Annotated in this window: 18 protein-coding genes; 15 read left to right on the top strand and 3 right to left on the bottom strand. The window is 68.4% G+C overall.

Features of this window, described 5'->3' with window-relative positions; translation table 11 throughout:
- Nucleotides 1-1009, bottom strand: a 1009-nt coding sequence (locus AU185_RS13180) for a serine hydrolase domain-containing protein (protein ID WP_059156979.1), incomplete at its 3' end; no start/stop codon positions are given.
- 145 nt (nt 1010-1154) lie between these two features.
- Between AU185_RS13180 and pyrR the strand changes: the two genes are divergently transcribed.
- The 12 genes from pyrR (at nt 1155) to metK (ending at nt 14175) form a co-directional block, all read left to right on the top strand.
- Nucleotides 1155-1742: a bifunctional pyr operon transcriptional regulator/uracil phosphoribosyltransferase PyrR gene (gene pyrR, locus AU185_RS13175; RefSeq protein WP_059099950.1), complete on the top strand. Its 588-nt coding sequence runs from the start codon at nt 1155-1157 to the stop codon at nt 1740-1742.
- Nucleotides 1739-2689 carry an aspartate carbamoyltransferase catalytic subunit gene (locus AU185_RS13170; protein ID WP_059099951.1) on the top strand — a complete coding sequence of 317 codons (951 nt, stop codon included), beginning with the start codon at nt 1739-1741 and terminating at the stop codon, nt 2687-2689. The genes pyrR and AU185_RS13170 overlap by 4 nt, the downstream gene beginning before the upstream one ends.
- Nucleotides 2686-3981, top strand: coding sequence for a dihydroorotase (locus tag AU185_RS13165; RefSeq protein ID WP_059099952.1), 1296 nt, complete (start codon nt 2686-2688; stop codon nt 3979-3981). Before AU185_RS13170 ends, AU185_RS13165 begins: the two co-directional genes overlap by 4 nt.
- Nucleotides 3978-4481, top strand: coding sequence for a PH-like domain-containing protein (locus AU185_RS13160; RefSeq protein ID WP_059100164.1), 504 nt, complete (start codon nt 3978-3980; stop codon nt 4479-4481). The genes AU185_RS13165 and AU185_RS13160 overlap by 4 nt, the downstream gene beginning before the upstream one ends.
- Nucleotides 4478-5605, top strand: coding sequence for a glutamine-hydrolyzing carbamoyl-phosphate synthase small subunit (gene carA / locus AU185_RS13155; RefSeq protein WP_059099953.1), 1128 nt, complete (start codon nt 4478-4480; stop codon nt 5603-5605). The genes AU185_RS13160 and carA overlap by 4 nt, the downstream gene beginning before the upstream one ends.
- Before the next feature lie 88 nt (nt 5606-5693).
- On the top strand, nt 5694-9041 hold the full coding sequence (gene carB / locus AU185_RS13150; RefSeq protein WP_059099954.1) for a carbamoyl-phosphate synthase large subunit: 3348 nt from the start codon (nt 5694-5696) through the stop codon (nt 9039-9041).
- Nucleotides 9038-9856, top strand: coding sequence for an orotidine-5'-phosphate decarboxylase (pyrF, locus tag AU185_RS13145; RefSeq protein WP_059099955.1), 819 nt, complete (start codon nt 9038-9040; stop codon nt 9854-9856). The genes carB and pyrF overlap by 4 nt, the downstream gene beginning before the upstream one ends.
- 440 nt (nt 9857-10296) lie before the next feature.
- Entirely contained in the window at nt 10297-10614 is a 318-nt protein-coding gene (mihF, locus tag AU185_RS13140) for an integration host factor, actinobacterial type (protein WP_003889986.1), read from the top strand.
- Between the two features lie 9 nt (nt 10615-10623).
- Complete coding sequence (gene gmk, locus AU185_RS13135; RefSeq protein ID WP_059099956.1) at nt 10624-11199, top strand: guanylate kinase; 576 nt, start codon at nt 10624-10626, stop codon at nt 11197-11199.
- A gap of 60 nt (nt 11200-11259) precedes the next feature.
- The gene (gene rpoZ, locus AU185_RS13130; protein WP_059099957.1) at nt 11260-11577 is read left to right on the top strand and encodes a DNA-directed RNA polymerase subunit omega; all 318 of its coding nucleotides are present in this window, start codon (nt 11260-11262) and stop codon (nt 11575-11577) included.
- A 30-nt stretch (nt 11578-11607) separates the two neighbouring features.
- Entirely contained in the window at nt 11608-12855 is a 1248-nt protein-coding gene (coaBC, locus tag AU185_RS13125; protein ID WP_059099958.1) for a bifunctional phosphopantothenoylcysteine decarboxylase/phosphopantothenate--cysteine ligase CoaBC, read from the top strand.
- Nucleotides 12856-12966: 111 nt separating this feature from the next.
- On the top strand, nt 12967-14175 hold the full coding sequence (metK, locus tag AU185_RS13120) for a methionine adenosyltransferase (protein ID WP_059100165.1): 1209 nt from the start codon (nt 12967-12969) through the stop codon (nt 14173-14175).
- A 62-nt stretch (nt 14176-14237) separates the two neighbouring features.
- On the opposite strand, the gene AU185_RS13115 is transcribed toward metK, so the two are convergent.
- Both AU185_RS13115 and AU185_RS13110 read right to left on the bottom strand, forming a co-directional pair.
- Nucleotides 14238-15719 (bottom strand): flavin-containing monooxygenase, encoded by a 1482-nt coding sequence (locus tag AU185_RS13115; RefSeq protein WP_059099959.1) that lies wholly within the window; start codon nt 15717-15719, stop codon nt 14238-14240.
- Nucleotides 15720-15805: 86 nt separating this feature from the next.
- Nucleotides 15806-16765, bottom strand: a complete 960-nt coding sequence (locus tag AU185_RS13110) for an alpha/beta hydrolase (RefSeq protein WP_059099960.1) — start codon at nt 16763-16765, stop codon at nt 15806-15808.
- Here AU185_RS13110 and AU185_RS13105 point away from each other — a divergent pair.
- The 3 genes from AU185_RS13105 to AU185_RS13095 form a co-directional block, all read left to right on the top strand.
- On the top strand, nt 16764-17498 hold the full coding sequence (locus AU185_RS13105) for a lysoplasmalogenase (RefSeq protein ID WP_172800210.1): 735 nt from the start codon (nt 16764-16766) through the stop codon (nt 17496-17498). The two genes, AU185_RS13110 and AU185_RS13105, sit on opposite strands and share 2 nt — an antisense overlap.
- 54 nt (nt 17499-17552) lie before the next feature.
- Nucleotides 17553-19499 carry a primosomal protein N' gene (locus AU185_RS13100; protein ID WP_082683873.1) on the top strand — a complete coding sequence of 649 codons (1947 nt, stop codon included), beginning with the start codon at nt 17553-17555 and terminating at the stop codon, nt 19497-19499.
- Nucleotides 19500-19536: 37 nt separating this feature from the next.
- A partial coding sequence (locus tag AU185_RS13095; RefSeq protein ID WP_059156977.1) for a DUF2207 domain-containing protein occupies nt 19537-21300 on the top strand: 1764 nt, incomplete at its 3' end.

Genomic DNA, 21300 nt, shown 5'->3' with positions numbered 1-21300 from the left:
GCGGGCCCAGCCCGCCCGGCCCGAACAGCTGACGTGACTTCGCGGGATCGGTGACCACCGACAGGTTCAGCCCGAAGCCGCGACCCACCCAGAACGGCGCCCCGAGAAAGTTCTGGTGCTTCTGCTCGTCGGTGAGCCGGTCGGTGCGCATCACCCGCACCGACTCCTCCGAGAGCACGCGAACGCCGTCCAGCGCGCCGCCGGCCAACAGCATGCGCGCGAAGCGCAAGTAGTCGTCGACCGTCGACCACAGACCCGCGCCGCCGGTACAGAACGGCGGATCGGTGATCGGCGCAGGGCCCATCACGTCATGCTGCAGCGCGTTGTTGTGGTCGAGCTTGTACATCGTCGCGGCGCGGCGCCGTCCCTCCGTGCCCACCGAGAATCCGGTGTCCGTCATCCGCAGCGGCTCGAAGATCCGCTCGCGCAGTACGTCTGCCAGCGGTTTGCCCTCGATCCGCGACAACGCGATACCCAACACGTCGGTGGCGTGGCTGTAGGTGAGCCGCTCGCCGGGCTGATGCACCAGCGGAAGCTGTGCCAGTTCGGCCAGCCAGCGGTCCTGGTCCTGGCGGAACGACATCCTGCCGTAGGCCCGGCTCAACGGGCCGAGTACCGAGAACGGATACGCCAGGCCGCTGCGGTGGGTCATGAGATCGTCGACCGTGATGGGCCGGCGGGCCGGGGTCGTCTTGTCGAGCTCACCCCGCGGATCGAGCAGCACCCGCATGTCGCCGAGTTCGGGCAGCCACCGGTCGACGGGATCGGTGAGGGCGAGCCTGCCCTCGTCGACGAGGCTCATCGCCGCCGCAACGGTGACCGGTTTGGTCATCGAGGCGATGCGGAAGATGGTGTCGCGCTGCATCAGCAGCCGGGCGTCGACGTCGCGATGGCCCAACTCGTTGACCTGACGTATCTCACCTGCGTGCCACACCAGGGTCACGGCGCCGGCGAGGAGTCCGGCGTCGATCGCCTCGCGGATGGACGCTTGGTTGCCGTCGAGTTTCATCGCGGCCAAGCCTACTGACGTGGCGGGCGGATTCAGCGCGGTCGTGGCGCCGTTCAGACTCCCGCGCACCGGGTGCTAAGCTCGCCGCAGTTTCGACGTCCTTTAAGGAGCCGTCCAGAGAGGCGGAGAAGGAGGTCAGAGTCGCTTGGGCGCGCATTCCGAGTCCTCAGGCACCGACCGGGAGTTGATGTCCGCAGCGGACGTCGGTCGGACCATCTCCCGCATCGCCCATCAAATCATCGAGAAGACCGCATTGGATGACCCTGCCGGTCCTCCGAATGTGATCCTGCTCGGCATCCCCACCCGGGGCGTCACCCTGGCCACTCGGCTGGCCGAGAAGATCAAGGAGTTCTCCGGGGTGGCGGTGCCGCACGGCGCCCTGGACAACACGCTCTACCGCGACGATCTCGACTTCAAGCCACCCCGCGCGCTGGAGGAGACCTCGATTCCCGAAGGCGGCATCGACCAGGCCCTGGTAATCCTCGTCGACGACGTGCTCTACACCGGCCGCTCGGTTCGTTCGGCGCTGGATGCGCTGCGCGACATCGGCAGGCCGAAGGCCGTGCAGCTGGCCGTGCTGGTCGACCGCGGCCACCGGGAGCTGCCGCTGCGCGCCGACTACGTGGGCAAGAACGTGCCCACGTCCCGCACTGAGAACGTCAAGGTCCGGCTGGCCGAAGATGACGGCCATGACGGCGTGTCCATCGCGCCTCACGGAGGTCCGATCCGGTGAAACATCTGCTCTCGGCCGCTGATCTGTCGCGCGACGACGCGTTGGCGATCCTCGACAACGCCGACCGCTTCAGCCAGGCGCTGCTCGGCCGCGAAGTCAAGAAACTGCCGACCCTTCGCGGGCGCACCATCATCACGATGTTCTACGAGAACTCCACCCGCACCCGGGTCTCGTTCGAGGTCGCGGGCAAGTGGATGAGCGCGGACGTGATCAACGTCAGCGCGTCGGGATCGTCGGTGTCCAAAGGGGAGTCGTTGCGCGACACCGCGCTGACCCTGCGCGCCGCCGGCGCCGACGCACTGATCCTGCGGCACCCCGCCTCGGGAGCGCCGCAGCAACTCGCCGAGTGGACGGCCACTGAGGACGGGCACGGCCCGGCGGTCATCAACGCCGGTGACGGCACGCACGAGCACCCCACCCAGGCGCTGCTCGACGCGCTCACCATCCGCCAGCGGCTCGGCGACATCGACGGCAAGCGGGTGGTGATCGTCGGCGACGTCCTGCACAGCCGGGTGGCACGCTCCAACGTGCTGCTGCTGCACACCCTCGGCGCCGAAGTGGTCCTGGTCGCGCCGCCGACGCTGCTGCCGATCGGGGTGGACGGCTGGCCGGTCACGGTGTCGCACAACCTCGACGCCGAACTGCCGATCGCCGATGCGGTACTGATGCTGCGGGTGCAGGCCGAGCGGATGAACGGCGGCTTCTTCCCGTCGGCCAGGGAGTACTCGGTGCTCTACGGGCTGTCCGAAAAGCGGCAGGCGTTGCTCCCCGCCACTGCGGTGGTGCTGCACCCGGGCCCGATGGTCCGCGGTATGGAGATCGCGTTCTCCGTCGCCGACTCGTCGCAATCAGCGGTGCTGCAACAGGTTTCCAACGGCGTGCACATCCGGATGGCGGTGCTGTTCCACTTGCTCGTCGGCGCCGAGGAGGAGGCGATCAGCGCATGAGCAGCGTGCTGATAAGGGGAGTGCGGCTCTACGGCGACGGTGACCGCGTCGACGTGCTGGTGTCCGACGGACAGATCGCCGATGTCGGCGCTGAGCTTCCGATCCCCGACGATGCCGATGTCGTCGACGCGACCGGTCAGATCATGCTCCCGGGCTTCGTCGACCTGCACACCCACCTGCGCGAGCCCGGCAGGGAGTACGCCGAGGACATCGAAACAGGCTCGGCCGCAGCGGCTTTGGGCGGGTACACGGCGGTGTTCGCGATGGCCAACACCAACCCGGTCGCCGACAGCCCGGTCGTCACCGACCACGTCTGGCAGCGCGGACAGCAGGTCGGCCTGGTCGACGTGCACCCCGTCGGCGCCGTCACCGTCGGGTTGGCAGGCACCCAACTCACCGAGATGGGCCTGATGTCCGCCGGAGCCGCACAGGTGCGGATGTTCTCCGACGACGGCATCTGCGTGCATGACCCGTTGATCATGCGCCGGGCGCTCGAATACGCGACCGGGCTCGGGGTGCTGATCGCCCAGCATGCCGAGGAGCCGCGGCTCACGGTCGGCGCGGTCGCCCACGAAGGCCCCAACGCGGCCCGGCTCGGCCTGGCCGGATGGCCGCGCGCCGCCGAGGAGTCGATCGTCGCGCGCGACGCGCTGCTGGCACGCGACGCCGGCGCGCGGGTGCACATCTGCCACGCCTCCACCGCGGGCACCGTCGAGATCGTGCGATGGGCCAAGGCGCAGGGCATCTCGATCTCCGCGGAGGTGACCCCGCACCACCTGCTGCTCGATGACGAACGCCTGGCCACCTACGACGGGCGCTACCGGGTGAACCCGCCGCTGCGCGAGGCATCCGACGCCGAGGCGCTGCGACAAGCGTTGGCCGAGGGGATCATCGACTGTGTGGCCACCGATCACGCCCCGCACGCCGAACACGAGAAGTGCTGCGAGTTCTCCGTCGCCCGCCCCGGCATGCTCGGACTGCAGACCGCCCTGTCGGTGGTGGTCGAGACGATGGTGCGGCCGGGGCTGCTGAGCTGGCGGGACGTCGCGCGGGTGATGAGCGAGAAGCCCGCCGAGATCGTCGGGCTACCCGATCAGGGCAGGCCGCTGGAGATCGGCGAGCCGGCCAACCTGACCGTCGTCGATCCGGATGCGACCTGGACGGTCGAGGGTTCCGCGCTGGCCAGTAGGTCGGACAACACGCCGTTCGAGGCGCTCGAGCTGCCCGCGGCGGTGACCTTGACGATGCTGCGCGGCAAGGTGACTGCGCGCGACGGGAAGTGCCCGGCATGAACACGGGCACCCTGGTCGGGTCGCTGATCCTGGCGGCGATTCTGGTGGTTCTCATCGCCGTGCTGATTCAGGCGATGATGCGCGGATGGCGCCGTCGCGCCGAACGCCAGGCCGAGCTCGTCGGCACGTTGCCCGCCCTGCCGGACACCGTCGGGCCGGCGATCGTGCCCCCGACAAAGGGCTTGTATGTCGGCAGCACGCTGGCTCCGCACTGGAACGACCGTATTGCGGTCGGCGATCTGGGCTTCCGCGCCAAGGCCGTGCTGACCCGCTATCCCGAAGGAATCATGTTGCAGCGCAGCGGCGCAGTGCCGATCTGGATCCCCGACGCGTCGATCACCGCGATCCGCACCGAGCGAGGACACGCCGGGAAGGCGATGACGCACGAGGGCATCCTCGCGATCCGGTGGCGATTGCCGTCGGGCACCGAGATCGACACCGGGTTCCGCGCCAATGACCGTCGGGAGTACTCGAACTGGGTGGAGAAGGAGGCAGCGTGACCGGAACCGACAGGGCGCTGCTGGTGCTGGAGGACGGCCGGGTGTTCACCGGCACGACGTTCGGCGCGGTCGGGCAGACGCTCGGCGAGGCGGTGTTCTCCACCGGAATGTCCGGTTACCAGGAGACGCTCACCGACCCGAGCTATCACGGGCAGATCGTGATCGCGACCGCACCGCAGATCGGCAACACCGGCTGGAATCACGAGGATGCCGAGAGTCGCGGCGACAAGATCTGGGTGGCCGGCTATGCGGTGCGCGATCCGTCGCCCCGCGCGTCGAACTGGCGCGCCAGCGGCACGCTGGAGGAGGAACTCGAACGCCAGGGCATCGTCGGGATCGCCGGTATCGACACCCGGGCAGTGGTGCGCCACCTGCGCAGCCGGGGCTCGATGAAGGCGGGCGTGTTCTCCGGTCCGGCGCTGGCCGACCCGGACGAACTGCTGGAGCGGGTGCGCCAACAGCCGGCGATGCTCGGCGCGAACCTGGCCGGCGAGGTCAGCACCGACGCCACATATGTGGTGGAACCCGAAGGGCCGCAACGGCTCACCGTGGCCGCGATCGACCTCGGGATCAAGACGAACACGCCCCGCAATTTCGCGCTGCGCGGCATCCGCAGCCACGTGCTGCCTGCGTCGGCGACGTACGAGCAGATCGCCGACCTGAAACCCGACGGGGTGTTCCTGTCCAACGGGCCCGGCGATCCCGCGACCGCCGATCACATCGTGGCGGTTACCCAGGAAGTGCTCGGCGCGGGAATACCGCTGTTCGGCATCTGTTTCGGCAACCAGATACTCGGGCGCGCGCTCGGGCGCTCGACGTACAAGATGGTGTTCGGCCACCGGGGGATCAACGTGCCGGTGATCGATCACCAGACCGGCAGCGTCGCGATCACCGCACAGAACCACGGGTTTGCGTTGGAAGGCGAGGCGGGGGAGCGTTTCGACACGCCGTTCGGTGAGGCCGTCGTCAGCCATACCTGCGCCAACGACGGCGTGGTCGAAGGCATCAAACTCGTGAATGGGCGCGCATTTTCGGTGCAGTACCACCCCGAGGCCGCGGCCGGCCCCCACGACGCGAACTATCTCTTCGACCAGTTCGTCGACCTGATGGCAGGGGAGAAGTGAGGTTCTCCTCGGTGAGCGACCACTTTTGTACGCAAAGTCGCGGCGTGTCGTGTGCAGACACGGTCGCTCGCGGGAGAGGGGAGGGCTGATGCCGCGGCGCACTGATCTCAACCATGTCCTGGTGATCGGCTCGGGGCCCATCGTGATCGGCCAGGCCGCCGAGTTCGACTACTCCGGCACTCAAGCGTGCCGTGTGCTGCGCGCCGAGGGGCTTCAGGTCAGCCTGATCAACTCCAACCCGGCGACCATCATGACCGACCCGGAATACGCCGACCATACCTACGTCGAGCCGATCACACCCGCGTTCGTCGAACGGGTCATCGCCCAACAGGCCGAGCGCGGCAACAAGATCGACGGCGTGCTGGCGACGCTGGGCGGCCAGACCGCACTGAACACCGCGGTCGCGCTGTCGGAGAACGGTGTGCTGGAGAAGTATGACGTCGAGTTGATCGGCGCGGACTTCGAGGCCATCCAGCGCGGTGAGGATCGGCAGCGGTTCAAGGACATCGTCGCCAAGGTCGGTGGCGAATCAGCCCGCTCCCGTGTCTGTTTCACGATGGACGAGGTCCGCGAAACCGTCGAGGACCTCGGCCTGCCGGTGGTAGTGCGCCCCTCCTTCACCATGGGCGGACTGGGTTCGGGCATGGCGTACTCCGCCGAGGACGTCGATCGGATGGCCGGCGACGGGCTCGCGGCGTCGCCGAGCGCGAACGTGCTCATCGAGGAGTCGATCTTCGGCTGGAAGGAGTACGAACTCGAGTTGATGCGCGACGGCCGCGACAACGTGGTCGTGGTGTGCTCGATCGAGAACTTCGACCCGATGGGCGTGCACACCGGTGACTCCGTCACCGTCGCACCGGCGATGACGCTCACCGACCGCGAGTACCAGACGATGCGCGACCTGGGCATCGCGATCCTGCGCGAGGTCGGCGTCGACACCGGCGGCTGCAACATCCAGTTCGCCGTCAACCCGGTCGACGGGCGCCTGATCGTGATCGAGATGAATCCGCGGGTGTCACGCTCGAGCGCGTTGGCGTCCAAGGCAACCGGGTTCCCGATCGCCAAGATCGCGGCCAAGCTGGCCATCGGCTACACGCTCGACGAGATCGTCAACGACATCACCAAGGAGACGCCGGCCTGTTTCGAGCCGACGCTGGACTACGTCGTCGTCAAGGCGCCCCGCTTCGCGTTCGAGAAGTTCCCCGGGGCCGACGGCACGCTGACCACCACGATGAAGTCGGTCGGCGAGGCGATGTCGTTGGGCCGCAACTTCATCGAAGCGCTGGGCAAGGTGATGCGCTCGCTGGAGGCAGGCCGCGCCGGGTTCTGGACCAAACCCGATCCCGATGAAGACACCATCACGGTCGACGAGTTGTTGGCCAGGCTCGCAACACCGTCCGACGGCCGTCTGTACGACCTGGAACTGGCGCTGCGCAAGGGCGCCACGGTCGAAGAAGTGGCGCGGGCCTCCGGGGTCGATCCCTGGTTCGTCGAGCAGATCGCCGGACTGGTCACGCTGCGCGCCGAGATCGTCGACGCGCCGGTGATGGACGCCGGTCTGCTGCGTCGCGCCAAGTACCACGGGCTGTCGGACCGCCAGATCGCCGCGCTGCGACCCGAACTCGCCGGCGAGGTGGGCGTGCGGGCGCTGCGCCAGCGCCTCGGCATCCATCCGGTGTACAAGACCGTCGACACCTGCGCGGCCGAGTTCGAGGCCAAGACGCCGTATCACTACAGCAGCTACGAGTTGGATCCGGCCGCCGAAACCGAGGTGGCGCCGCAGACCGAGAAGCCCAAGGTGCTCATCCTCGGCTCGGGCCCGAACCGGATCGGGCAGGGCATCGAATTCGACTACAGCTGCGTGCACGCCGCGACGACGCTGAGCCAGGCGGGGTTCGAGACCGTGATGGTCAACTGCAACCCCGAGACGGTGTCCACCGACTACGACACCGCCGACCGACTGTACTTCGAGCCGCTCACCTTCGAGGACGTACTCGAGGTGTACTACGCCGAACAAGCCTCTGGCGCAGGCGGACCCGGCGTCGTCGGGGTGATCGTCCAACTCGGCGGCCAGACGCCGCTCGGGCTGGCCGAACGGCTGGAGAAGGCCGGAGTGCCGATCGTCGGCACCAGTCCCAAGGCGATCGACCTGGCGGAGGACCGCGGCGCATTCGGCGAGGTGCTGACCAACGCGGGACTCCCCGCGCCGAAGTTCGGCATGGCCACCAGCATCGACCAGGCGCGGCGCATCGCCGCCGACATCGGCTATCCCGTACTGGTGCGGCCGTCGTACGTGTTGGGGGGGCGCGGCATGGAGATCGTCTACGACGACGAGACGCTGGACGGCTACATCACCCGCGCGACCGAGCTGTCGCCCGAGCACCCGGTACTGGTCGACCGCTTCCTCGAGGACGCCATCGAGATCGACGTCGACGCGCTGTGCGACGGCACCGAAGTCTACATCGGCGGCGTGATGGAGCACATCGAGGAGGCCGGTATCCACTCTGGCGACTCGGCGTGCGCTCTCCCTCCGGTGACGTTGGGGCGCAGCGACATCGACGCGGTGCGGCGCGCCACCGAGGCGATCGCCCATGGCATCGGCGTCGTCGGCCTGCTCAACGTGCAGTACGCGCTCAAGGACGACGTGCTCTACGTGCTGGAGGCCAATCCGCGCGCCAGTCGCACCGTGCCATTCGTCTCGAAAGCCACCGCGGTGCCCCTGGCCAAGGCGTGCGCTCGAATCATGCTGGGGGCGACCATCGCCCAGCTGCGTGAAGAGGGCGTACTGGCCCCCACCGGCGACGGTGCGACGACCGCCCGCAACGCGCCGGTGGCCGTCAAGGAGGCGGTGTTGCCGTTCAACCGGTTCCGCAAACACGATGGCTCGCAGATCGACTCGCTGCTGGGACCGGAGATGAAGTCGACGGGCGAGGTGATGGGCATCGACCACGACTTCGGTAGCGCGTTCGCCAAGAGCCAGACCGCCGCCTACGGATCGCTGCCCGCACAGGGCACGGTTTTCGTGTCGGTGGCCAACCGCGACAAGCGTTCGCTGGTCTTCCCCGTCAAGCGGCTCGCCGACCTCGGCTTCCGTGTGCTGGCCACCGAGGGCACCGCAGAGATGCTGCGGCGCAACGGAATTCCGTGTGAAGAGGTGCGCAAGCACTTCCAGGAACCGAGCGAGGGCAGACCCGCGGCCTCGGCCGTCGACCTCATCAAGAGCGGGGAGGTCGATATGGTGATCAACACCCCGTACGGCAACTCCGGTCCCCGCGTCGACGGATACGAGATCCGATCCGCGGCGGTGGCCCACAGCATTCCGTGCGTGACGACCGTGCAGGGCGCGTCCGCGGCGGTGCAGGGCATCGAGGCAGGGATCCGCGGCGACATCGGCGTGATGTCGCTGCAGGAACTGCACAGCGTCCTGGGCCAGTGACCGGTTTCGGGCCGCGGTTGGCCGACGCGGTGGCCCGCCGCGGGCCGCTGTGCCTGGGAATCGATCCCCATCCGGAGTTGATGCGCGCGTGGGAATTGTCCGCGGACGCCGACGGTTTGCGCCGGTTCTGTGACGCGTGCGTGGCGGCTTTCGCCGGCTTTGCGATCGTCAAACCGCAGGTCGCGTTCTTCGAGGCGCACGGTGCCGCCGGCTTCGCGGTGCTCGAACACACCATCGCCGCGCTGCGCGACGCTGGAGTGCTGGTGCTCGCCGACGCCAAACGAGGGGACATCGGGTCCACGATGGCCGCCTACGCCGCCGCATGGGCCGGCGATTCGCCGTTGGCGGCCGACGCCGTGACCGCATCGCCGTATCTGGGCTTCGGGAGCCTGCAGCCGATGATCGACACCGCTGTGGCCAACGGCCGCGGGCTGTTCGTGCTCGCGGCCACCTCGAACCCCGAAGGCGCGGCCGTACAACGCGCCGACGCCGGCGGCCGGACCGTCGCGCAGTCGATCGTGGACGCCGCCGCGGAGGTCAACCGGGCGGTGTCCCAAGACCCCGGCCCGATCGGCGTGGTCGTCGGGGCCACCCTGGCCGACCCGCCCGACGTCAGCGCGCTCGGCGGACCTGTCCTCGTCCCCGGGGTCGGAGCGCAGGGCGGACGTCCGGAGGCGCTCGGCGGCCTCGGCGGGGCCAAGCCCGGCCAGTTGCTTCCTGCCGTCTCCCGAGAGGTGCTCCGTGCCGGTCCGGGCGTCGTCGCGCTGCGGTCCGCCGCGGAGGCGATGCGCGACGCGGTCGCCTACCTCGCCTGAGCCTTACCGGGCGCGACCACCACATATGCAACTTCAGTAACATCTGCAACACCGGCCACAGAGCACCGTTGATTCGCCTCTTCGCGACACGCCCAAACCGCATGACCAGCGAGAATTTTCTTTTTTGGCCCTCCGACGGTCCGCCGTTGTGGCGCAGGTCACGTGCCGAGTGGGCGAAATCGCCGGTTCTGGGACGCGAATTGCCTTGAATTGCAGGAGATTCCGGCGGCCGGAAGCGGGATATCGGCGCTCCCGGCGTCGTAACGCGCGTCCCGTGTGGTGCGCGCGACCGCCCTACACGCTGGGCTTTTGACGCCGTAACCAGGGGGTGGCGTTCGCTTTCGTCAGCCCGCGTGGGTACGGTCGTCGTCGCTGGCTGTTCTGGATTTTCCCTATCAGCCGAGGCATTAACAATCGATGGCGATGAGACGGAGGAACCCGTGGCCCTTCCCCAGTTGACCGACGAACAGCGCGCGGCCGCGTTGGAGAAGGCTGCCGCCGCACGTCGAGCCCGAGCCGAGTTGAAGGATCGGCTCAAGCGCGGCGGCACCAACCTCAAGCAGGTGCTCAAGGACGCCGAGACCGATGAGGTCTTGGGCAAGATGAAGGTTTCCGCGCTGCTGGAGGCGTTGCCGAAGGTGGGCAAGGTCAAGGCGCAGGAAATCATGACCGAACTCGAGATCGCGCCGACCCGCCGGTTGCGCGGCCTCGGCGATCGTCAGCGCAAGGCGCTGCTGGAAAAGTTCGACCAGTCCTAGGCGCAGAAGTTGAGCGCCGGCCGAGGGGCCGGCCGGGTAGTTGTGCTGTCCGGCCCCTCAGCCGTCGGGAAGTCGACCGTCGTCCGCTGTCTGCGCGAACGCATTCCCGACCTGCACTTCAGCGTGTCCGTGACCACCAGGGCCCCACGCCCCGGTGAGGTCGACGGCGTCGACTACACCTTTGTCACAGCTGACCGATTTCGTGAGCTGATCGCCGAGGGCGCCCTGCTCGAATGGGCGCAGATCCACGGCGGACTGCACCTCTCTGGCACTCCCGCCCAGCCCATCCGGGAGGCCATTGCCGCCGGGCGGCCCGTTCTGATCGAGGTGGACCTCGCCGGGGCGCGGGCGGTCAAGAAGGCCATGCCCGAAGTGCTCACCGTGTTCCTCGCCCCGCCCAGCTGGGAAGAACTCGAGAGTCGGCTGACCGGGCGCGGCACCGAGTCCCCAGAGGCGATGGAACGCCGCCTGGCGACCGCGCGGGCCGAGCTGGCCGCCCAGAACGACTTCGACACGGTCGTCGTGAACAGCCAATTGGAGTCTGCCTGCGCCGAATTGGTATCCTTGCTGGTGAACCGGACTTAGTTAAGGCGCACGACACGCGCGGACCGGCCCAAAGCATCTGAACTTCAGGAGATTTTCTACGTGAGCACCCCGCACGCCGACGCGCAGCTGGCCGCAGTGGACGACATCGACACGTCCGGCGCCGGCGCCTACGACACGCCGCTGGGCATCACCAATCCGCCCATCGACGAGTTGCTGGACCGCGCGTCGAGCAAGTATGCGCTGGTGATCTATGCCGCCAAGCGCGCACGCCAGATCAACGACTACTACAACCAGCTCGGCGACGGCATCCTCGAATACGTCGGCCCGCTGGTCGAGCCCGGGCTGCAGGAGAAGCCGCTGTCGATCGCGCTGCGCGAGATCCACGCGGACCTGCTCGAGCACACCGAAGGCGAGTAGCAGCACAGCGAGTCGTAGGGGAGCCGCCGCATGGAGCCCAAGCGGATCATCGTCGGCGTCGCCGGTGGTATCGCCGCCTACAAGGCAGCGACCGTGGTCAGGCAGCTCACCGAAGCCGGCCACAGTGTCCGCGTCGTCCCCACCGAGTCAGCCCTGCGGTTCATCGGCGCCGCCACCTTCGAAGCCCTCTCCGGTAACCCGGTCCACACCGGCGTCTGGGATGACGTCCATGAGGTGCCGCACGTCCGCTTCGGCCAGGAAGCCGACCTCGTCGTCGTCGCACCCGCCACTGCCGATCTGCTGGCACGCGCTGTGGCGGGACGGGCGGACGACCTGCTGACCGCCACGCTGCTGACCGCCCGATGTCCGGTGCTGTTCGCGCCGGCGATGCACACCGAGATGTGGTTTCACCCCGCGACCGTCGAGAACGTCGCCACGCTGCGGCGCCGCGGCGCCATCGTGCTCGAACCGGCGTCCGGCCGGCTGACCGGTTCCGACAGCGGCGCCGGCCGGCTGCCCGAAGCCGAGGAGATCACCACGCTGGCCCAACTCCTGCTGACCCGGCCGGATGCGCTGCCGTACGACCTGGCCGGCGTCAAGGTGCTGGTTTCGGCGGGCGGCACGCGTGAGCCGATCGATCCGGTGCGGTTCATCGGCAACCGCAGTTCGGGCAAGCAGGGATACGCCATGGCGCGCGTGATGGCCCAACGGGGCGCCGAGGTCACGCTGATCGCGGGCAACACCGCCGGCTTGATCGACCCGGCAGGCGTCGACGTCGTCCACATCGGGTCGGCGGCCCAGTTGAAGGACGCGGTGTCCAAACACGCACCGGACGCCCACGTGCTGGTGATGGCGGCCGCGGTCGCCGATTTCCGGCCGACGCAGATGCAGACCAGCAAGATCAAGAAATCGGCCGACTCGAACGCGGCGGCCCCGGTCATCGAGTTGACCCGCACCGAGGACGTGCTGGCGGGCGCCGTGCGGGCGCGCGCCGAGGGCCAGCTACCCAACATGCGCGCGATCGTGGGATTCGCTGCGGAGACCGGTGATGCGAACGGTGACGTGCTTCACCACGCCCGCGCGAAGTTGCGGCGCAAGGGGTGCGATTTGCTCGTCGTCAATGCCGTGGGCGAGAATCGAGCGTTCGAAGTGGACAACAACGACGGCTGGCTGCTGGCGGCCGACGGCACGGAGTCCGCGCTGGAACATGGTTCGAAAACTCTGATGTCCAGCCGTATCGTGGACGCGATCGTGGCGTTCCTGCAGGGCGGCGGGTAGCTGGAATCACGCATCTGGCTGCGTGTAAGGCTTGCACGCAACCGGCGCACACGCTTATGTGCAACAGGGCACAGATATAATTCGATGAACTAAGTTTTGGAGGATCACACCGTGAGTGAAGCTCGGCTGTTCACCAGTGAGTCGGTAACCGAGGGGCACCCCGACAAGATCTGCGACGCCATCAGCGATTCGGTGCTCGACGCGTTGCTCGCGGGCGATCCCAAGTCGCGCGTTGCGGTGGAGACGCTGGTCACCACCGGGCAGGTGCACGTCGTCGGCGAGGTGACGACGGCAGCCAAGGAGGCGTTCGCCGATATCACAAACACCGTGCGGGCGCGCATCCTCTCGATCGGCTACGACTCGTCGGAGAAGGGTTTTGACGGCGAGACCTGCGGCGTCAACATCGGCATCGGTAAGCAGTCACCCGACATCGCGATGGGCGTCGACACCGCCCACGAGACCCGGGTCGAAGGTGCGGGCGACCCGCTGGACCTGCAGGGCGCCGGCGACCAGGGCCTGATGTTCGGCTATGCCATCAAGGACACCCCGGAGCTGATGCCGCTGCCGATCGCAATCGCACACCGGCTGTCGCGCCGGCTGACCGAGGTGCGCAAGAACGGCGTGCTCGGCTACCTGCGGCCCGACGGTAAGACCCAGGTCACCGTGCAGTACGACGGCACCACCCCGGTGCGCCTGGACACCGTGGTGCTCTCGACGCAGCACGCCGCGGGTATCGACCTGGAGGCGACGCTGACGCCGGACATCCGCGAGAAGGTCGTCAACACGGTGCTGGCCGACCTGAACCACGACACGATGGACACCTCCGACTTCCGGCTGCTGGTCAACCCGACCGGCAAATTCGTGCTCGGCGGCCCGATGGGCGACGCCGGCCTGACGGGTCGAAAGATCATCGTCGACACCTACGGCGGCTGGGCCCGCCACGGCGGTGGCGCGTTCTCGGGCAAGGATCCGTCCAAGGTGGACCGGTCCGCGGCGTACGCGATGCGCTGGGTGGCCAAGAACGTGGTCGCAGCCGGACTGGCCGAACGCGTCGAGGTGCAGGTCGCTTATGCGATCGGCAAGGCGGCCCCGGTCGGGCTGTTCGTCGAGACCTTCGGCAGCGAGACCGTCGACCCGGCCCGCATCGAGAAGGCCATCACGTCGGTGTTCGACCTGCGGCCCGGCGCGATCGTTCGCGACCTGGACCTGCTGCGCCCGATCTACGCGCAGACCGCCGCCTACGGCCACTTCGGCCGCACCGACGTCGACCTGCCGTGGGAACAGCTCAACAAGGTCGAGGAGCTGAAGGCCGCCGTCTGAGTTCCTCTGGCGTTTTGTGGAGCCGCAGCGGCGGTGAGCGCCGCTAACACTCCACAAATCGCTCAGGAAGTGAACGCGTAGTCCGAAAGCGGGAAGCGGCGGCTGCGCCAGTAGGTCTCGGGTGTGCTGGCCGGCCGCAGCGGAACGTCGCCGTTCTTGTCGAAGTAGTAGCTGCGAGCGAGTTGGCAGCTGTCCTGCCAGAAGATCTGGCGGTGCCGCTTGCGCATCATCTCGGCGAAATAGCGGTCGTTGGCCTCCTGCTTCACCTCGACGCGCTTCGCGTGCTTGCGCCGGGCCTGCTTCAGGCAGCGCACGATGTGGTGCGTCTGTGTCTCGATGAGCGTGAAGTAGGAATTCCCGACGTAGCCGTACGGGCCGAACACCGAGAAAAAGTTCGGAAACCCCGGCACGCTGACGCCCTCGTAGGCCTGCAGCCGCTGCTCGTTCCAGAGCTGGCTCCACGTCAGCCCGCCCGACCCGGTCAGTGGATAGGTCGGCATCTCGTCGACGTCCATCACCTTGAACCCGGTCGCCAGGATCAGCACGTCCACGTCGCGCGTCACCCCGTCGACAGTCGCGACCCCGGATCCGGTGATCTTGTCGATCGGTTCGGTGACCAACTCGACATTGTCGCGGTTGTACGTCGACAGATACGTGTTGTGGAAGCCGGGTCGCTTGCAGCCGACGGCGTAGCGCGGCGTGAGCTTGTCGCGCACCTGCGGGTCCTGTACCTGCTTGCGCAGATACGCCTCACCGACCTTGGACATGTTCTTGGCCATCGGGTTGAGGGTGAAGTACTGCGCGGGCAGCGTGAACGTCAGCTCGACGTATGCCTGGCTGAGCAGCCGCTGCACCGTGTGCCCGCCCGGGAGCCGCATCAACCGCCGCATCATCGGCGAGAGCGGCACGTCGGGCTTGGGGAAGCACCAGATCGGAGTGCGCTGAAAAACAGTGAGCTGCTTGACGATTGGCGCGATCTCCGGAATGACCTGCACTGCTGAGGCGCCCGTCCCGATGATCGCGACCCGCTTGCCGGTCAGGTCTTGTCCGTGGTCCCAGCGCGCGGTGTGCATGGTGACGCCGGCGAACGAATCGACGCCGTCGATATCGGGCAGGTTCGGAGTGATCAGCACCCCGCTGGCGTTCACCAGGAACCGGGACGTGACCTGTTCGCCGGTATCGAGTTCGACGCGCCACGAGTTGTCCTCGTCGTCGAACGTCGCGCCGGTCACCTTGGTGTTGAACCGGATCTTCGGCCGCAGACCGTACTTGTCGACGCAGTGCTCGGCGTAGGCCTTCAGTTCCTTGCCGGGCGCGTAACTCCGCGTCCAGTTCGGGCTCTTCTCGAAGGAGAACTGATAGGAGAACGACGGAATATCAACGGCGATACCGGGATAGGTGTTCCAGTACCACGTGCCGCCCGGTCCCTCCCCGGCCTCGACGACCAGGTAGTCACCCATCCCCGCCTTGTCGAGCTTGATCGCAGTACCGATGCCGGAAAATCCGGCGCCGACGATGGCGGTGTCGTGATCTGGCGCTGTCATAGGGCCTCCCGTCGATGCGAAGACGTTGCGCCCACGGTACCGGCCCAGCGCTGCGTCATGAAGACATCAGGCCACACTCGACCGCATCACCCGTGCAGTGCGCGACGCAACGCCGACAATCCCCGCTCGGTGGCCTCGGTCGCGGCGGGCACCACACCCGCATAACCGAGATAGCCATGGATCAGCGTTTCGGCGTTGTGCAGTTCGACGGGGACGCCCGCGGCGGCCAGCAACTCGGCGTAGCGGGCACCGTCGTCGCGCAGCGGATCGTGACCCGCGACGGCGATGTAGGCGGGCGGCAGACCGGTGAGGTCCTTTGCGCGGGCGGGCGCCAGCGTCGCGGGCATGTCCGACAGATCCATGTCCGCCACGTACCACCGTGAAAAGCCGGTCACCGCAGCAAAGTTGAGGATCGGCGCGTCGGCGTTCTCCTTGAACGACGGCAGCGACACGTCCCACGTCGTCGCCGGATACCACAGCAGCTGGAAGCGGATCGGCGGTCCGCCCGCGTCGCGCGCCAGCTGAGAAACCACCGCGGCGAGATTGCCGCCCGCCGAATCACCGGCCACTGCGAATCGATCCGCGTCGACCTGCAACTCGTCGGCGTGTGTGCCGACCCACTGCGTCACCGCCCACACGTCGTCGACGGCGGCGGGGTAGGGGTGCTCGGGCGCGAGCCGGTAGTCGACGGAGACCACCACGGCGTCGGCGGAGGCCGCATGCCGACGTGCGGTGCTGTCGTAGCTGTCGAGGTCGCCGACCGACCAGCCGCCGCCGTGGACGAACAGCACGACGGGCGGCGAGGTGTCGCTTCCGGTCGCCGGGCGGTACACCCGCACCGGGATGGGACCGCCGGGCCCGTCGACCTCGAGGTTCTCCGCCCGAATCTCGGGATTCGTCTCGACGCGGGGCAGCGCGTTGAACCGCTGCCGCGCCGCCTGCGCCCCACCGTCGGTTGTCAATTGGAACGGGACCTTCTCTAGTACCTTCAGCAGGATGGCGTCTATGGGCTCCGGGCTGGCCGGCCCTACTTCTGAGACTGACATGGGGACACCGTACGTTCACCGGCGGACCAGGCTTCTGTGGGTGGCGGCGGCGGTAGTCGGCGCCTGCTACACCGTATTTCTGAGCGTGACCGCGCAGCGGCTCCCCGAGGGCGCAGCACTCACCGGCCAGTTCGCGCTGCAGCCCGCGGTCAAGGCGGCCGCGGCGGTGCTTCTCGCGGCGGCCGCGCTGACCCACCCGGTCCGCCGCGAACGACGCTGGCTGGTGGCCGCCCTGCTGTTCTCGGCGGCGGGCGACTTCCTGTTGGCACTGCCGTGGTGGGAGCCGTCATTCGTGCTGGGGCTGGGCGCCTTTCTCGTCGCGCACCTGTGCTTCTTGGCGGCGCTGTGGCCGCTGGCCGCCCGGTCGACGCCGCGGCTGGCCGCTGCGGCGATCATCGTCGCCGCCTGTCTGGCCTTGCTGGTGTGGTTCTGGCCGCGGCTGATCGAGGAGGGGATGGCGCTACCGGTCACGTTGTACATCGCGGTGCTCGGCGCGATGGTGTGCGCCGCACTGCTGGCGCGCCTGCCGACGCCGTGGACCGCCATCGGCGCGGTGTGCTTCGCGGTGTCCGACGCGATGATCGGCATCGGCAAGTTCGTCCTGGCGCCAACGGACGCAGAGGCGCTGGCGATTCCGATCTGGTCGGTGTATGCGGCGTCACTGCTGCTGATCACGGCGGGGTTCTTCTTCGGCCGGACAGTGGTGTCCGCGCGGTCTGCTACCACTTCGTAGGTGAAAAGCCCACGGCAGCAGGCTGAGCACGAGCCGATCGCGCGCGTGCTGCCCATGCTGACCGTGCCTCATCTCGACCGCGAATTCGACTATCTGGTGTCGGCCGAGCAGTCCGACGACGCGCAGCCCGGCGTCCGGGTGCGGGTGCGGTTCCACGGCCGGCTGGTCGACGCTTTCATCCTCGAAAGACGTTCCGACACAGACCATGTCGGCAAGCTCGGCTGGTTGGACCGGGTGGTGTCGCCGGAGCCGGTGCTGACACCGGAGATCCGCAGGCTGGCCGACGCCGTCGCGGCGCGCTATGCGGGCACCCGCGCGGACGTGCTGCGGCTGGCGATCCCACCGCGCCACGCCCGGGTCGAGAAGCAGGACCCGCCGGAGTCGGTGACGTTCACCGCCGGCTCGGTCAACACCGCCGCGTGGTCCGCCTATGGCCGCGGTGCACAGTTCCTCGCGGCGCTGGCCGACGGTCGCGCGGCGCGCGCGGTCTGGCAGGCGCTGCCCGGGGACGCGTGGCCGGACCGACTGGCCGAAGCGGCGGCGGTCGCGGTGAACTCCGGTCGCGGTGTGTTGGTGATCGTCCCGGATCAGCGTGACATCGACGCGCTGCACGCCGCAGCCGTGCGCCTCGTCGACGACACGCGCGTGGTGGCGCTGTCGGCCGGACTTGGCCCCGCGCAACGTTACCGACGGTGGTTGTCGGTATTGCGCGGCGCTGCCCGGCTCGTCATCGGCACCCGCAGCGCGGTTTTCGCGCCCGTCACCGACCTCGGCCTGGTGATGGTGTGGGACGACGGCGACGACACGCTCGCCGAGCCGCGGGCGCCGTACCCGCATGCGCGGGAGGGCGCGATGCTGCGCGCCCACCAACTCCGGTGCGCCGCACTGATCGGCGGCTACGCCAGGACCGCCGAGGCGCAGGCGCTCGTGCGCAGCGGCTGGGCGCATGATCTGGTCGCGCTTCGACCGGTGGTGCGCGCGGCCTCCCCGCGCGTGATCGCCCTCGACGACAGTGGTTTCGAGCAGGAACGCGATCCGGCCGCCCGGACCGCCCGGCTACCGTCGATGGCACTGCAGGCGGCGCGCAAGGCGTTGCAGGCCGGCGCGCCGGTGCTGGTTCAGGTACCACGCCGCGGATATGTGCCGGCGTTGGCGTGTGCGCGGTGTCGGACCATCGCCCGGTGCAGGCACTGCACCGGCCCGCTGTCGCTGCCCGACCGGGATGCCGCAGGCGCGGTGTGCCGATGGTGTGGTCGAACCCATACCGCTTTGCGCTGCGTCCGATGCGGCTCGGACGCGGTGCGCGCGGTCGTCGTCGGGGCCCGTCGCACCGCCGAGGAGCTCGGCCGGGCCTTCCCCGGGACGACGGTCATCACCTCCGGCGGTGACGCGATGGTGGCCGAAGTGCCGCCACATCCGGCGGTCGTGGTCGCTACACCCGGTGCGGAGCCCGCCGTTTCGGGCGGCTACGGCGCCGCGCTGCTGCTGGACAGCTGGGCGCTTCTCGGCCGCCAGGACTTGCGTGCCGCGGAGGATGCCCTGCGCCGTTGGATGGCCGCAGGCGCTCGGGTCCGCAATCGGGCGGACGGTGGGGTGGTCGCGGTGGTCGCCGAGTCCGCGATACCCACCGTGCAGGCGCTGATCCGCTGGGATCCGGTCGGCCACGCGGACATTGAGCTGAACTCCCGTACCGACGTCGGCCTGCCCCCGGCCGTGCACATGGCCGCGATCGACGGCCTGCCCGAGGCGGTGCACGCGCTGCTCGACACCGCACCACTGCCCGACGGCGCCGAGCGGTTGGGGCCGGTCGATCTCCCGGCCGGTGCGCGCCGGCCGCCCGGAATCCCTGCCGACGGCACGGTGATCCGGATGCTCGTCCGGGTGCCCCGCGACACCGGACTGGCGCTGTCCTCTGCCCTGCGACGGGCGGCTGCGGTGCTCAGCGCACGTCACGATCAGCAGCCGGTTCGCATCCAGATCGACCCGCTGCACATAGGGTGAGTCGGACACCCGGCAACGGGCAGGACAGGAGGTCCGCATGCGCCGCTTGTTCGCGTGGTCGATCACGGTGCTGCTGCTCGCCTTCGGGCTGCTGTGGCCGGTCATCTTCACCGGCGGCGGCTCGGACGCGGCCCCCGTCGACGACCCGGTCGTCATCACCGACTACAACATGGACATCGTCGTCGACGGCAACGGACGTCTCGACGCGGTGGAAACCATCACGGCGGACTTCCCCGGCGGCAGGCACGGGATCTTCCGGTACTGGGATGTGACCAATCCCAACAGCCCTCACGTCCGGCAGACGCCGAAAATCAAATCGATCCTGCTCGACGGCGAGTCGGTGTCGTATCAGATGCTGTGGGAGGACGGGGAGCGGTTCCGGGTCGCCAAAATCGGCGATCCCGACGAATACCTCAGATACGGCGAGCACGTGTTCGAGATCCGTTACTCCATCGAAGGCGTTCTCGATCCCGGAAACGTCGGCGCCGACCGAAGATTCGCCTCATCGACCGGCGAACCCGCGGCCTCGGACTCGGTGTTCTTCTGGAATGTGATCGCACCGGCCTGGAACAACCGCATCCAGCGGGCGGATGTCTCGATCCGGCTGCCCGGCAACGTCGCCCAAGTCCAGTGCTCGGTCGGCTACGGCACCGGCGCGCCGTGCCGGGACCTGACAGTCACGGGAAACCAAGTCGAGCTCTCCGCGCAGTACCTCGCGCCGCGCACACCCGTGACGGTGCGCGCGGGTGTCGACGTCCCCACCCCGTCGCGCGCCGAACTGCCGTGGACCAACAAATGGGACCGGGTGCTCGGCTCGTCGCTGACCGGAGTGCTGTGGGTCGCGGCCCTGACCGTGGCAGCCGGCGCGGCCGCGCTGCTGTGGTATCGCACCACGGTGGAACCGTCGCCGGGCTTTCCGCTGCAGTACGCGCCGCCGCCCGGTCTCGGCCCGGTCCAGACCGAGTACATCCGCACCGAAGCGGTTCCCAAGAACGGCCTCACCGCCACGCTGTTCTACCTCGCCGAGCGCGGGCTGATCGAGCTGCGTCAGATGAGCGACCAGCATTGGCGTGTCCGGGGGATCGCCGAGCGCAGCGCGTGGCTCGACGTCGACCCGGTCGGCGTGGCCGTCGGGTCGGCGTTGAAAGTGATGGGCCCGGGCACCGAGTTCGAAGCCAAGAAGACCGTCAAATCGGGGCAGAAACTCACCAAGGCCAAGACCGACATGGCCAAAGCCGTCGAGAAGTGGGCCTTCGATAACAAGCTGCTCGCCAAGCGCAAGAAGGAGCTGTGGGTGCGGACCGCGAACGCGATCGCGTTCCTGTTCATGCTGTTCGGCGTCTTCCGATGGGTCTTCCCGACCACGATGTGGGCGCTGCCGTTCGCGGCCTTCTTCCTGCTGTCGGTCCGATCGTGGTCCGCGGGCGTGGGGACCCGCCGAACGGAGACGGGCCGCGAACTATGGTCGCGCGCAGGCGGTTTCCACCGGTTGCTGACCACGGATTCGGCTGAGGCGCGGTTCGATTTCGGGGCGCGCAAGGATCTCTACTCGGCCTATGTCCCGTTCGCGGTCGCCGCGGGCGCCGCGGCCCTGTGGGCCAAGAAGTACGAGGCGGCCACGGGCGCACCTGCACCGCAACCTGATTGGTACAACTCGTCGTCGACCAGCGGCGTGGGCTTCGTCGGTGGCTCCCGAGGGGCGAGCTTCGACAGCTTCGAGTCGGCGTTGTCGTCGTCGATCGGCGCCTACACCGCGTCACAGTCGTCCAGCAGCGGCCGCGGCGGCGGCGGGGGGGGCGGC

It is taken from the genome of Mycobacterium sp. GA-0227b (assembly GCF_001499855.1).
Taxonomy (GTDB): Bacteria; Actinomycetota; Actinomycetes; order Mycobacteriales; family Mycobacteriaceae; genus Mycobacterium.
This window is presented reverse-complemented; position numbering and strand designations above follow the sequence as displayed.

Coding starts and splice junctions, on each gene's coding strand:
- coaBC (WP_059099958.1), top strand. CDS start 11,608: ATGGAGCCCAAGCGGATCATCGTCGGCGTCGCCGGTGGTATCGCCGCC.
- AU185_RS13115 (WP_059099959.1), bottom strand. CDS start 15,719: ATGACAGCGCCAGATCACGACACCGCCATCGTCGGCGCCGGATTTTCC.
- AU185_RS13165 (WP_059099952.1), top strand. CDS start 2,686: ATGAGCAGCGTGCTGATAAGGGGAGTGCGGCTCTACGGCGACGGTGAC.
- carB (WP_059099954.1), top strand. CDS start 5,694: ATGCCGCGGCGCACTGATCTCAACCATGTCCTGGTGATCGGCTCGGGG.
- AU185_RS13105 (WP_172800210.1), top strand. CDS start 16,764: ATGGGGACACCGTACGTTCACCGGCGGACCAGGCTTCTGTGGGTGGCG.
- AU185_RS13110 (WP_059099960.1), bottom strand. CDS start 16,765: ATGTCAGTCTCAGAAGTAGGGCCGGCCAGCCCGGAGCCCATAGACGCC.
- AU185_RS13160 (WP_059100164.1), top strand. CDS start 3,978: ATGAACACGGGCACCCTGGTCGGGTCGCTGATCCTGGCGGCGATTCTG.
- AU185_RS13100 (WP_082683873.1), top strand. CDS start 17,553: ATGCTGACCGTGCCTCATCTCGACCGCGAATTCGACTATCTGGTGTCG.